Source organism: Corynebacterium sp. HMSC071F07, from assembly GCF_001810285.1.
GTDB classification, from domain to species: Bacteria; Actinomycetota; Actinomycetes; order Mycobacteriales; family Mycobacteriaceae; genus Corynebacterium; species Corynebacterium simulans.
This window is the reverse complement of sequence record NZ_KV800697.1, coordinates 58,336-71,034: the sequence shown is the minus strand read 5'-3', so window position 1 is coordinate 71,034 and position 12,699 is coordinate 58,336. Positions and strand designations below refer to the sequence as shown.

Genomic DNA, 12,699 nt, shown 5'->3' with positions numbered 1-12,699 from the left:
ATGGAGACGCGCGAGCATTTTTAGGCGCACGTGCGACGTTGTGTGTACACGAAATCGAGCATGCGCCGATGAAGACATCTAGGCCACCGAAAAGACCTGGTTGATGAACCACTGTGAAAAGGAAACCCCACTAGAGGGGTGCCGCTGGCAGCGTCAACGCCCTGCCTTAAAAGAAAGTAGGGGGCGTATCACATTTGGCGCAGCCAATACGGCCACTATACCGGCATAACCAGCAAAAGTCACTGATTTTTAATCAGACAGTATTATATGGGGCTATTTTGGCTGAACACAGCCTCAATAGCCCCATGAGTTCAACGCAGTCACAGCGTCTGCTGTGCGGTCTGCCGCGCGATTAGGCGAAGCGCTGGAGGAAATAAGCCTCGGCGGTGGCGATCTTTTCGATCTCGTTTGGATCGACGGACTCGTTTGCCGAGTGGATGGTGGCCTGTGGATCCTCCACGCCGAAAAGCGCGATCTCTGCGTTCGGGTGCTTTTCCTGCAGCTCCACGGTCAGCGGGATGGAACCGCCCATGCCCTGGGAGCTGGTCGCAGTGCCGTATGCCTCAGCCAGGCACTCGCCGAGCAGCGCTGCGGCTGGCTTTGCAGGATCGGTCTCGAAACCGCGGTTGGCCTCCAGAATGTCGACCTTGATGTGAGCGCCCCACGGAACGTGGTTCTTCAGGTGCTCGGCAACTGCCTCGGCGGTGGCGCGCGGATCCATGGTGGCCGGGGTGCGCAGGTTCAGTTTTGCAGCGGCGGTAGCTGGAACGGCATTGACGGCTTCGGCAACCGGGGTAGAGGTAAAGCCGGTGACGGTCACGGCCGGGCGAGCCCAGATCATGTCGGCGATTTCGGTGGCGCCGGCCGGATCTTGTGAGCCCATGATTTCGGTGCCCTCAAGCATCTGCGCGTCGGTACGGAAATCTTCCGGCTTATAAGCGGTGGTCTGGCCCTCAGCCAGCGGCCAGGTGCCGGCGCAATCGACGCCGTCGATAGTGGTGCGGCCGTGCTCGTCGCTCAGGGAATCGAGTGCGCGCATCAGCGCCTTAACGGCATCCGGAGCGGCGCCGCCGAACTGGCCGGAGTGTACGCCGGATTCGAGGGTGTCTACCTGGACATAAATCTGCGCGCCGCCGCGCAGGGAGGTGGTCAGCGTGGGCTGGCCAGCCTTGGCGTTGCCGGCATCGGCGATGAGGATGGCGTCGGCAGCGAAAAGCTCCGGGCGCTCCTCGATGAGTGCGGACAGGCCCTCGCCGCCGCGTTCCTCAGAACCCTCGATGAGGAAGGTCAGGTTGAGGTCGGTGCCACCGTTTGCATCGATAGCGCGCAGGGCGGCCAGGTGCATGGCGATGTTGCCCTTGCAGTCTGCCGCGCCGCGGCCATACCAGCGAGTATCGCCGGAAGGTGCAGTGCGCTCGGTCAGGGTCAGCGGGTCAGATTCCCATGACTCGCGTGGGCCGACCGGGACTACGTCGTAGTGGGAGTAAAGCAGGACGGTCTTGGCACCCTCTTTGCCGGCGCGCTTGCCAACGAGCGCGGTAGAACCGTCCGCAGTATTCACCGCCTCGACCTTGACGCCGGCGTCAGTAAGGGTCTTTTCAACCCACTGCGCTGCCTTCTGGGCTTCTTCCTCGAGGCCCGGCTCGTTGTGTACGGAGTTGAAAGAAACGAGTTCTTTGAGCTGCGCGAAGATATTCGCGCGATCATTTGCGATGTAGTCAGAAATAGCAGTCATGTTGTCCAACATACTCGCAGGGTTGGACACGCACGCCAGGTGCCGTTTGGAGAACCTGTCCGAAAATTAGTATTGCCTGAACGTTTGAGATCGTGCCCGGGTGAACTAGAGTTCTAAGAATATTTAATTCCCATAATTAAATACACATACCTTCACATTGGTTTCTCGTTAGAAAGGTCTCGGCATGGCACACGACGCCGTCCAGGCTTCCCCCGCTTCTGCGTCCCACTCACCAGGGGCAACAGACAATGATGCAAGTTCTTTGCGCGAGCTGACGCTGCGCGGCATCCTAATCGGCGGACTCATCACGTTGGTCTTTACCGCAGCCAACGTCTATCTCGGCCTCAAGGTCGGCCTGACCTTCGCCACCTCGATTCCGGCAGCCGTTATTTCTATGGCTGTGCTGCGTCGCTTTGCCGGGCACAATGTCAAAGAAAACAACATTGTGCAGACCATCGCTTCTGCGGCCGGCACTCTTTCTGCCATCATCTTCGTCCTGCCGGGCCTGGTCATGGTGGGCTACTGGAAGGGATTTAGCTTCTGGGAGACCGCAGCTGTCTGCGCCATCGGTGGCGTGCTCGGCGTAATGTACTCGATCCCGCTGCGCCGCGCGCTGATTACCAGCTCTGACCTGCCCTACCCGGAGGGCGTTGCCGCCGCTGAGGTTCTCAAGGTAGGCGATAGTAACGGTGCGTCGGAAGCCGCTGCGGAAGAAAACGCCCAGGGCTTGCGCGTCATCTTGGTTGGCGGCGTTATCTCCGCGGTGATGGCGCTGTTGGCTGCGATGAAGGCTGCAGCCTCCTCAGTCTCGACCTACTTCAAGCTGGGTTCTGGTGCCACCACCTTGGGTACTTCGCTGTCGCTGGCTCTCATCGGTGTGGGCCACCTCGTTGGCCCGGCCGTCGGCTTTGCCATGCTCATCGGCGTCATCATTTCCTATTTCTTCCTGCTGCCGATGCACACTGCGGGCGACGTCTCTGGCCTAGACGCCACTGCGCTGGCTGATACCGTCGATTCCGTTTTCTCCGGCGAGGTCCGCTTCATCGGTGTTGGTGCCATGGCCATCGCCGCGATCTGGACGCTGATCAAGATCACCGGCCCGATCATCAAGGGCATTTCTGAGTCTCTGGCTTCCTCCCGCAAGCGCAAGGAAGGCCACACCGTCGACGTCTCCGAGCGTGACATCCCGTTCCCGTACGTGCTTGGCACCATCGTCATCTTGATGGTTCCGATTGCGCTACTGCTATGGGACTTCGTACGCGGCACCGATATCCACGAGCACATGGTCGTGCTGATTACAGTCTCGGTGCTGTTTACCTTGCTGGTTGGCCTCATCGTCGCTTCCGTGTGCGGCTACATGGCCGGCCTGATTGGTGCGTCTAACTCGCCGATTTCTTCCGTTGGCATCATCGCCGTGCTGGCTGCCTCGCTGCTGATTGCCGCGGTAACTCGCGGCAGCAGCGCGGACCCGCTTTCGCTGGTGGCTTATACCCTCTTCACCGCGGCCATCGTCTTCGGCATCGCCACGATTTCGAATGACAACCTGCAGGACCTGAAGACCGGTCAGCTCGTCGGCGCGACACCGTGGAAGCAGCAGGTTGCGCTGATTATTGGCGTCCTTTTCGGCTCTGTTGTCATTCCCCCGATCCTGCAGATCATGCTCAACGGCTTCGGCTTCCAAGGCATGGAAGGCGCGGGGGAGGACGCTCTCGCTGCCCCGCAAGCTGCGCTAATGTCTTCGGTGGCATCGGGCATCTTCGATAACTCCCTGGACTGGAACCTCATCTTCACCGGTGCCGTCATCGGCGCGGTTCTCATTGTTGTTGATGAAGTTCTGCGTAAGACCACCAAGAAGTTCTCCCTGTCCCCGCTGGCCGTGGGCATGGGCATGTATCTTCCGGCCGCGCTGACCATCATCATCCCGATTGGCGCAATCCTGGGTTACTTCTACGACAAGTGGGCGGCAAGGCAGGCTAATCCGGACTTTTCCAAGCGCATGGGTACCTTGCTGGCAACCGGCCTCATCGTTGGTGAGTCTCTGTTCGGCGTGGTCAATGCTGCCATCATCGCGGCAGCCGGCGGCGAGTCCCCGCTGGAGATCTTCGAAGGTGGCACCTCCGCTAACGTCTTCGGCCTCATCCTGTTCATCACAGTGCTGGGCTTTATTTACCGTTGGACCGCCAAGAAGGTGAAGAAGGCCGAGTAGAACCGCGAAAACGCGAAGAACTCAATAAACTTCGCAAACTCCGCAACTTAATTTCTGACACGAACACCCTCCGGAACGCTCACAGCGAACGTACTGGAGGGCGTTCGTGTCTTTCCTTGCACTCGTAGTGGTCGAGTGCCAGAATGGTCGCTAGCACTCCCACCGGGTAAGTGCCAGAAAATCTCATCTATGTGGTTGAGGCTGGTTAACACTCACCAGCCGTGCCGTCGCGGGCGTCCGTATAGATACAGACGTGAGTGTCGTCCTAAACAAATCAAGGAGCACAAACACAATGGCAAAGCTTATTGCTTTCGATGAAGAGGCACGTCGCGGCCTTGAGCGTGGTCTGAACACGCTGGCCGACGCAGTAAAGGTCACCCTCGGCCCAAAGGGCCGTAACGTCGTCCTGGAGAAGTCCTGGGGCGCTCCGACCATCACCAACGATGGCGTCTCCATCGCTCGCGAGATCGAGCTGGAAGATCCTTATGAGAAGATCGGCGCTGAGCTGGTTAAGGAAGTAGCAAAGAAGACTGACGATGTTGCCGGTGACGGCACCACCACCGCTACCGTTCTGGCACAGGCACTCGTACGCGAGGGTCTGCGCAACGTTGCAGCAGGCTCCAACCCGATGGGCATCAAGCGCGGCATCGAGACCGCTACCAAGGCAGTCGTTGACTCCCTGCTTTCTTCCGCTAAGGAGATTGAGACCCAGGAAGAGATCGCTACCACCGCTGGTATCTCCGCCGCTGACCCAGCAATCGGCGAGAAGATCGCTGAGGCTATGTACACCGTGGGCAACGGCTCCGTAAACAAGGACTCCGTTATCACCGTGGAAGAGTCCAATACCTTCGGCGTTGACCTCGAGGTAACCGAGGGTATGCGCTTTGATAAGGGCTACATCTCCGGTTACTTCGCTACCGATATGGAGCGCCAGGAGGCAGTCCTGGAGGATCCGTACATCCTGCTGGTCTCCTCCAAGATCTCCAACATCAAGGACCTGGTTCCGCTGCTGGAGAAGGTCATGCAGTCCGGCAAGCCGCTACTCATCATCGCTGAGGATGTTGAGGGCGAGGCCCTGTCTACCCTCGTTGTGAACAAGATCCGCGGCACTTTCAAGTCCGTTGCGGTTAAGGCACCGGGCTTCGGCGACCGCCGCAAGGCCACTCTGCAGGACATGGCCATCCTCACCGGCGGCCAGGTCATCTCCGAGGAGGTCGGCCTCTCCCTCGAGACCGCCGAGCTCGAGTACTTGGGCCAGGCACGCAAGGTTGTCGTCACCAAGGACGAGACCACCATCGTTCAGGGTGCTGGCTCTCAGGAGCAGATCGACGGCCGTATCAAGCAGATCCGTGCCGAGATCGAAAGCTCCGACTCCGACTACGACCGTGAGAAGCTGCAGGAGCGCCTGGCCAAGCTGGCTGGCGGCGTTGCTGTCCTGAAGGTCGGCGCTGCAACTGAGGTGGAGCTCAAGGAGCGCAAGCACCGCATTGAGGACGCAGTCCGCAACGCAAAGGCTGCCGTTGAAGAGGGCATCGTTGCCGGCGGTGGCGTCGCCCTCCTGCAGGCTGCCTCCGCTCTGGATGCGTTGAATGACCTGACCGGTGACGAAGCAACCGGCGTCAAGATCGTTCGTGAGGCACTGTCTGCCCCGCTGAAGCAGATTGCTCACAACGCTGGCCTGGAGCCGGGCGTTGTTGCTGACAAGGTTGCATCCCTGCCAGCAGGCGAGGGCCTGAATGCAGCTACCGGCGAGTACGTTGACCTGATGTCCGCTGGCATCAATGACCCGGTCAAGGTCACCCGCTCCGCACTGCAGAACGCTGCTTCCATCGCAGCGTTGTTCCTGACCACTGAGGCTGTCGTTGCTGACAAGCCGCAGCCTGCTGGTGCAGGCGCTGGCATGCCTGACGCTGACGCTATGGGCGGCATGGGCTTCTAATAGCGCCAAACCTCGAAAGGCGTCCATGTAGCTCCGTGCGAGCTAGATGTTGTCGATTTAAGGCGCCCTACGTGAGATAAAGAACGTCTCTCGTAGGGCGCTTTCGCGTGTCGCTACACGGAAAGATGAAAAGTGTGATTCCAAACCTCAACTTTCACACTAGACAACAATTTTCACAGCTAGCGGCCCATTTTTGAGGCTGAATGGCGGTTGATTGGTTGCGCCTTCGCCTCTATTTGACTGCCTGGAACTCCGGGCGAAAGCGAAAACGGCCAATCTGGGGTCTTTGGTACACCCCCGCATTGGGGCAATTTTGGAACCGATTTTCCGCTGAATTTCTGAATTTTGGACCGTGTCCATCGGGGGGTTTCTGATGTTTGTTACACACTTTTTCCAAAGAATTTGACCATTTCTGTCTATCGTCAGAAAACCCGCTGGTAATGGGCATTCTAATTAACTTTCGAGTAAGAAATGACTTGGAGTATGCTGTGTATAAAGTGACGGTTGGGAACTGTGGGGAGCTTTCCCGAGATTTAAAAACTCGAGAGTTTCGGATTGATTTTTGAGCGCTGTGTGACAAAATAGTTACTTGTGACGCCCACAGAGGGTGTCTGCAAATCCGCAATACCCTCGGGTGTAAATACCCGAAACCTATCCAAGGAGTTCATTATGGACCTCTCCATGATTCAGACCCACCTCGAGAACTTTGCTACCACCTGGGAGAACTGGACCAAGGTGTTCCAGGGCTTCGCTAACGTTCTGAAGTTCGTCGTCGATTTTGCAACCCCGGGTCAGGATGGTTTCATCCCAGCTGAGACCGCTGCTGCAACCACCTCCTCCATTTTCGAGCAGTAAATTTCAACGGCTTGGGTAGCATCGCCTAAGTTGACAACACCTTTAAGAACTTAAGGAGTTCAAAATGAACCACGATAACTTCGATACCGCCGCAGCTGAGAACGCACAGACCGTTGCTGACCAGTGGTCCACCCTGTCCTCCGATGGCGTCTTCGGCTTCATCTTCGACCTTATGGGTCAGTTCGCTGACATCGCTGAGGCTGCCGCAAAGCTCATCGGCCTGATTGCCTAAGAGCATCTTCGCGTAAGCGATTTCTAAGAGCCTCACCTTTAGGTGGGGCTCTTTTGCTATGTCTGGGTGGGGGAGACCTTAGGGGTAAATCGGTAGAGTTGCAGTGTAATTTAACGCGCCGAATAGTTGGGTGACCGGTAAACTTTTAAGTATGGCTGATATTAAAGACGACGAACTTCCCGAGATCGACCTTGCTAAGACCGACGGCTACGTCGTCGATGATTCTGATGAGGATGACCCGGCGCTGATCATGCCGGACGGTTCCCCCATCGATACCTGGCGAGAGAACTACCCTTACGAAGAGCGCATGACGCGTGATGAGTATGAGGCCACCAAGCGTGCGCTGCAGATTGAGCTTCTGAAGTGGCAGAACTGGACCAAGGAAACCGGCCAGCGCCACATCATCTTGTTTGAGGGCCGTGACGCCGCTGGCAAGGGTGGCACCATCAAGCGCTTCAACGAGCACCTGAACCCGCGTGGTGCGCGCACCGTCGCACTGGAAAAGCCCTCCCCGCGTGAGTCCACCTCCTGGTACTTCCAGCGCTACATTCAGCACTTCCCAGCAGGCGGCGAAATCGTCTTCTTCGACCGCTCCTGGTACAACCGCTCCGGCGTCGAGCGCGTCATGGGCTTTTGCACTGAGTCCCAGCACGCAGAGTTCCTGCGCGAGGTGCCAATGCTCGAGAACATGATTCTTGGTTCCGGTATTTCCCTAACCAAGCTGTGGTTCTCCGTTACTCGTAAGGAGCAGCGCACCCGCTTCGCTATTCGTCAGATTGACCCAGTGCGTCAGTGGAAGCTTTCCCCGATGGACCTGGCGTCCCTCGACAAGTGGGACGACTATACCCGCGCGAAGGAGGAGCAGTTCCGCTACACGGATACTGAAGAGTCGCCGTGGATCACCATCAAGTCCAACGACAAGAAGCGCGCCCGCATCAACGCTATGCGCTACGTGCTCTCTAAGTTCGAGTACACCAACAAGGACCATGAACTGGTCGGCGAGCCTGACCCGCTCATCGTTATGCGCGGCCGTGACCAGATTGGTGACTAACGTTTGTTTCGCCGTGAGGCTCTAGGTTGGCTCTAACGCCGAAAGGCTGGATGCACGATGCATCCAGCCTTTCGCTTTGCGCCTCATCGCCCTAAGTGCCAGATCGTGGGCCTACGATGGCTAAATCTTCCCACGAGTTGGCATTTAGGCAGGCACGCCGGCGAGAAAACGCCGCTGCAGCCTATTCCGCAGAGGAAAATCGGCGGCAGGCCGGGCCTAGTCCCACGGCTCAATTGGATTGCCCTGCCATACTGAGTTGGCGGGCACGCGGTCGCCGCGCATGACGAGCGAGCCGGGGCCGACGGTGCCGGCGTCGCCAAGCAGCGATGCTGGCAGTGCGACCGAGTGGGCAGCAAGGGTCGCGCCGTCTTCGATGGTGACGGTATCCAAGCTCATCACGCGGTCCTGGAAGAGGTGGGTCTGCACCACGGTGCCGGGGCCCACGGAAGCGCCCTTGCCCACGTAACAGAGGTCCGTCTCCGGGAACCAGTAGGAATCGATCCAGGCGCCCGCGCCGATCTTTACGCCCAGCGCGCGCAGTCCGAGATTGATCTCCCCAGCGCCCAGCGTGTGCTGGAAGAACCACGGTGCAGCGACGGCCTCAACGAAGGTGTCCTGCAGCTCATTGAGCCATACGAACGCGGACCACAGTGGGTGGTCGGCCGCGCGGTGCTTGCCCACGCAGATCCACTTCACGGCCACGGTGATAGCCATGCTGACCGCGCCAATTGCCATAAGCAGCAGTCCAGAGACAGCCCAGGCAAGGCCCACACCGTAGTTATCCACGAGCACGTACATGGTGGCTAACGTTGCTGCCAGCAGCATCGCCGAGGTCATCGGCGCGAGCAGGCGCATGGTCTCAACGAGACCGCGGGCCGCCTTCACTCCGAAGCCAGGGTTATAGGTCAGGGACTCGCCCTGTACGCCCTCAACGCTGGCCTCCACGCGGCGCATGCGCTCCGGCGGCGAACCCCACCAGTTCGAGCCCGACTTGGACTTCTTCGGCGTCGAGGAGAGCACCGCAACCAGCGAGTTCTTACCCAGCTTGCGGCCCGGGCCCGTGATGCCGGAGTTGCCCACGAAGGAGCGCTTGCCGACCTTGGTCTCGCCCGTGAGCATCCAGCCGCCGCCCAGCTCGTAGCCGCCGATCATCGTGTCGTCGGCCAGGAAGGCGCCGTCCTTGATGTCCGTCAGCTTCGGAATCATCACTGCTGTGGAAATCTCCACGTCTTTGCCGATCTTCGCGCCCAGCGAGCGCAGCCACGTCGGGGTTAGCTGCGAGGCGTAGAGCGGGAAGAGCGTCGTGCGGGCTTCGTCCATGAGACGCTCAACGGACCACAGGCGCCAGCCGGCAGCAGACCGTACCGGAGCCACGCCAGGCTTGAGGCCGATGGACAGAATCCGCACGCCCAGCCAGGTCTGCGCCATGAAGCAGGCGAATGCCGCCAGTGCGCCTAGCGGCGCGAAGAAGATCGAGCCGATGAAGTCGTTGCCCGCGGTCATGCTAAGGCCTGCGACAACGACGGCCGCGCCCACAGCGAGAGCTACCACCGGCTGGATGGCCAGCAGGATCGACGTTGCGCCGTAGAACGCAACCCACCACGGGCGGCGCTTCGGCGGCTCGGCGGGGAAGCGGTGCTTGGAGCGGCCTACCTTCTTGGCAGGCGAACCGGACCAGCGCTGACCGTCCTTGATCTTCTTTCGAGCCGTGACCGTGGAGCCGGCCTCCACGTGGGCGTACTTGTCCACATTGGTGCCCGGCAGCAGGGTAGATCGCGCACCAACGCGCGCGCCTTCGCCAACGTTGATGGCGCCAACGTGCAGTACGTCGCCGTCGAGCCAGTAGCCAGAAAGATCCACTTCCGGCTCGATAGCCGCGTGGTCACCCAACTTGAGCAGGCCCGTCACCGGGGGAAGAGAGTGCAGGTCAACGCCGCGGCCAATCTTCACGCCGAGTAGGCGCGCGTAGTTGTTCACCCACGTCGCGCCCGCAATCGAGCGCGAGCCCGAGGCATCAGCCCAGCGCTCCGCGGCCCAAATGCGCAGGTGCGCCGAGCCTCCGCGCGGGTAGTCGCCCGGCTTGATTCCCGCAGTGATAAGGCGCGCGCCGATGCCGCCTATCGGGATGCGGCCAATCGGAGTCGCAAAGAGCACCACCATGACGGCAACCAGCCACCACGGGGTAGTCAGCGCCCAATCCGCACCGAGCGCGTTCGCCACATTCGAGCCAAGCAGCAGCCAGGTCAGCCACGAAGTCGCAGCCAAGGTCATCACCGGAATCTGGATGAGCGTCTGCACCACGCGCGTGCCCATGCCCACCTTGCGCACCGTGCGTTTGGGCGCAGCCGAAGGCCGCTCCTCGACGCCGCCGATGTGCTCGGCCAGCGAGCCTAGGCGCGGGTGGTCGTAGAGGTCACGCACCGCCACGGTGGGGTAGCGCTCACGGATGCGGCCTACCAACGTCGCCGCGGCCAGGGAGGTACCGCCCAGGGAGAAGAAGTCCGCGTTCTCATCCGAGACAGAAACGCCCAGCGTCTCCACCCACAGCTGTGCCAGCCACTGCTCGGTCTGGGTAAGGCCCGCGGCCTCCACACCAACGCCTGGAAGTGGCCACGGCAGGGCCTTCTTATCCACCTTGCCCGAGGTGCGCACCGGCAGCTCTTCCATCACGCAGATGCGCGGGACGAGTGCAGCCGGCATGGTCTCGGCCAGACGCTCGTGCGCGGCTTTTTCGTCAAAGCCCTTCGCCTCATCCTCCAAGGAAACGTAGCCCACCAGCACGGACTCGCCGCCCGGCGTCTTCTGCACTGCCACCGCGGAGTTATAGACGTTCGGCAGGGCCGCCACGTTGGCTTCAACCTCGCCGAGCTCGATGCGCCTGCCGCCAATCTTGACCTGGTCATCGATACGACCTACGAAGTACAGGCCGTCTTCCTCCAGACGGACGTGGTCGCCCGTGCGGTACGCGCGCTCCCACGCCATCGAGTCCAGCGGCGCGTACTTTTCCGCATCCTTTGCCGGATCCAGGTAGCGCGCCAAGCCGACGCCGCCGATAACCAGCTCGCCGACCTCGCCCACGCTCACCGGGGAGCCTTGCTTATCCACGACCACCAAGTCCCAGCCGTTCAAAGGCAAGCCAATGGAAACCGGCTGACCCGGCACCATGCGCTGGGCACAAGCGACGACCGTCGCCTCCGTCGGGCCGTACGTATTCCACATCTCACGCTCGTCTGTTGCCAGGCGGTCTACCAGCTCCTGCGAGCAGGCCTCGCCGCCGACGATGAGCAGGCGGATATTGTCCAGCGCCTCTGCCGGCCACAGGCCCGCCAAGGTCGGCACCGTGGAAACAACCGTGATGTCGCGGCGGATGAGCCACGGGCCTAGGTCCATGCCGGAGCGCACCAAAGAGCGTGGCGCCGGCACCAGGCAGGCACCGTGGCCCCAGGCCAGCCACATCTCCTCACAAGAAGCGTCGAATGCCACTGACAGCCCGGCTAGCACACGGTCGTCGGGGCCCAGCGGGCCATGTGGGTGATCGACCAAAAACAGTGCGGCCTCGGCATCCACGAAAGCGGCCGCGGAGCGGTGGGTGACGGCCACGCCCTTCGGCTTGCCCGTGGAACCGGAGGTAAAGATGATCCACGCGGTGTCATCCGGCGTCGGTGCACCCTGGTGGGCGTCCTTTCCTACGCGCTCAGCTGAACGCAGCGATCGGAAGCCCTCATCCGTAAACAGGCCATCGATGTCGGCCTCGCCAAAGACCATCTCGGCGCGCTCGTCGGGATCGTCTGCGTCGACCGGCACATAGGCCGCGCCCGCAGCCAAGGTGGCCAGAATCGCGAGATAGAGCTCTCGCTTGCCGGAGGTCATGCGGATGCCGATGCGGTCGCCGCGGCAGACGCCGTTGGCCTGCAGCTCGGCGGCCCATGCCTGGACATCGGTGATGAGCTCTGAGTAGGTGAGCACCTCGCCGTCGTCAAGCGCGGCGGCGTCCGGGTTTAGCTCTGCAGTGGTTTGCACGATGTCCCACAGTGTGCGCTCGCGCGGCGCGCGATCCCGCAACAGGTATTGCTCCGGAACATGCACGAAGCCCGCGCCGGGCTGCCGGGAATCTAAAAGGTCTTCGGGCAGCGCGTGGCGCCCGGTACTAGCGTCCTCTTCCGCCATTTAAGCATCACCCTCGCTTGAAGACATGATGGCGCGGGCCAGCTTGCGCAGGTGCTTGAGCTGCTTGGAGGTGGACTCGTCGAGGGCTTCGTCCTCGGCTGCGGCGACGAGCTCCGCGAGCTCCTTGTGGGCCTTCACGCCTTTCTTGGTGGAAGCCACGATCTGACGGCGGCGATCCTTCGGGTCGCGCTCGCGCTTGGCCCAGTTGCGCTCCTCCAGGGAATCGATGAGGCGCACCATGTCGGAGGCGTCGATCGCGAGGGTCTCGGAGAGCGCGGACTGGGAAGCAACGTCACCATCGACGAGGCAGGTAAGTACCCAGTACTCGCGGATGGTGGTCTGCCGGGTGCTGAGCGCTTGCTCGACGCCGTCGCGGGTGCGGCGGCGGAGGCGCTCCAGCTGGAAGGAAGGAGACTCTAGGAGCGCGGTAGGGATGGAAATAGAATTCAATGAAGGCATGCCGATGATTCTAACGCGCCTACGGCGGAACACCTAAATTATGGGTTATGGCCCA

8 protein-coding genes are annotated in these 12,699 nt (G+C 60.8%); 5 read left to right on the top strand and 3 right to left on the bottom strand.

Annotated features, from left to right (window positions below; all coding sequences use genetic code 11):
* Positions 1-352 precede the first annotated feature (352 nt).
* Positions 353-1,735: a dipeptidase gene (locus tag HMPREF2724_RS03310; protein ID WP_070587185.1), complete on the bottom strand. Its 1,383-nt coding sequence runs from the start codon at positions 1,733-1,735 to the stop codon at positions 353-355.
* Positions 1,736-1,919: 184 nt separating this feature from the next.
* Here HMPREF2724_RS03310 and HMPREF2724_RS03305 point away from each other — a divergent pair, with 184 nt between their 5' ends.
* The 5 genes from HMPREF2724_RS03305 (at position 1,920) to ppk2 (ending at position 8,018) form a co-directional block, all read left to right on the top strand.
* Positions 1,920-3,941 carry an OPT family oligopeptide transporter gene (locus HMPREF2724_RS03305; RefSeq protein ID WP_083306083.1) on the top strand — a complete coding sequence of 674 codons (2,022 nt, stop codon included), beginning with the start codon at positions 1,920-1,922 and terminating at the stop codon, positions 3,939-3,941.
* Between the two features lie 292 nt (positions 3,942-4,233).
* Positions 4,234-5,880 carry a chaperonin GroEL gene (gene groL / locus HMPREF2724_RS03300; protein WP_070587153.1) on the top strand — a complete coding sequence of 549 codons (1,647 nt, stop codon included), beginning with the start codon at positions 4,234-4,236 and terminating at the stop codon, positions 5,878-5,880.
* A 669-nt stretch (positions 5,881-6,549) separates the two neighbouring features.
* Positions 6,550-6,735 (top strand): PorH family porin, encoded by a 186-nt coding sequence (locus HMPREF2724_RS03295; RefSeq protein ID WP_062043238.1) that lies wholly within the window; start codon positions 6,550-6,552, stop codon positions 6,733-6,735.
* Between the two features lie 64 nt (positions 6,736-6,799).
* Positions 6,800-6,967, top strand: coding sequence for a porin (locus tag HMPREF2724_RS12610; protein ID WP_141748324.1), 168 nt, complete (start codon positions 6,800-6,802; stop codon positions 6,965-6,967).
* A 151-nt stretch (positions 6,968-7,118) separates the two neighbouring features.
* Positions 7,119-8,018 carry a polyphosphate kinase 2 gene (gene ppk2 / locus HMPREF2724_RS03290; protein WP_070587151.1) on the top strand — a complete coding sequence of 300 codons (900 nt, stop codon included), beginning with the start codon at positions 7,119-7,121 and terminating at the stop codon, positions 8,016-8,018.
* A gap of 216 nt (positions 8,019-8,234) precedes the next feature.
* Here the strand turns inward: ppk2 and HMPREF2724_RS03285 are convergent, their stop codons facing one another.
* Positions 8,235-12,185 (bottom strand): Pls/PosA family non-ribosomal peptide synthetase, encoded by a 3,951-nt coding sequence (locus HMPREF2724_RS03285; protein ID WP_070587148.1) that lies wholly within the window; start codon positions 12,183-12,185, stop codon positions 8,235-8,237.
* Positions 12,186-12,644 carry a MarR family winged helix-turn-helix transcriptional regulator gene (locus HMPREF2724_RS03280; RefSeq protein ID WP_062037089.1) on the bottom strand — a complete coding sequence of 153 codons (459 nt, stop codon included), beginning with the start codon at positions 12,642-12,644 and terminating at the stop codon, positions 12,186-12,188.
* Between the last annotated feature and the right edge of the window lie 55 nt (positions 12,645-12,699).

Bases quoted from the DNA above. Each gene is read 5' to 3' on its own strand.
- HMPREF2724_RS03310 (WP_070587185.1), bottom strand. From the start codon at position 1,735: ATGACTGCTATTTCTGACTACATCGCAAATGATCGCGCGAATATCTTC.
- HMPREF2724_RS03305 (WP_083306083.1), top strand. From the start codon at position 1,920: ATGGCACACGACGCCGTCCAGGCTTCCCCCGCTTCTGCGTCCCACTCA.
- groL (WP_070587153.1), top strand. From the start codon at position 4,234: ATGGCAAAGCTTATTGCTTTCGATGAAGAGGCACGTCGCGGCCTTGAG.
- HMPREF2724_RS03295 (WP_062043238.1), top strand. From the start codon at position 6,550: ATGGACCTCTCCATGATTCAGACCCACCTCGAGAACTTTGCTACCACC.
- HMPREF2724_RS12610 (WP_141748324.1), top strand. From the start codon at position 6,800: ATGAACCACGATAACTTCGATACCGCCGCAGCTGAGAACGCACAGACC.
- ppk2 (WP_070587151.1), top strand. From the start codon at position 7,119: ATGGCTGATATTAAAGACGACGAACTTCCCGAGATCGACCTTGCTAAG.
- HMPREF2724_RS03285 (WP_070587148.1), bottom strand. From the start codon at position 12,185: ATGGCGGAAGAGGACGCTAGTACCGGGCGCCACGCGCTGCCCGAAGAC.
- HMPREF2724_RS03280 (WP_062037089.1), bottom strand. From the start codon at position 12,644: ATGCCTTCATTGAATTCTATTTCCATCCCTACCGCGCTCCTAGAGTCT.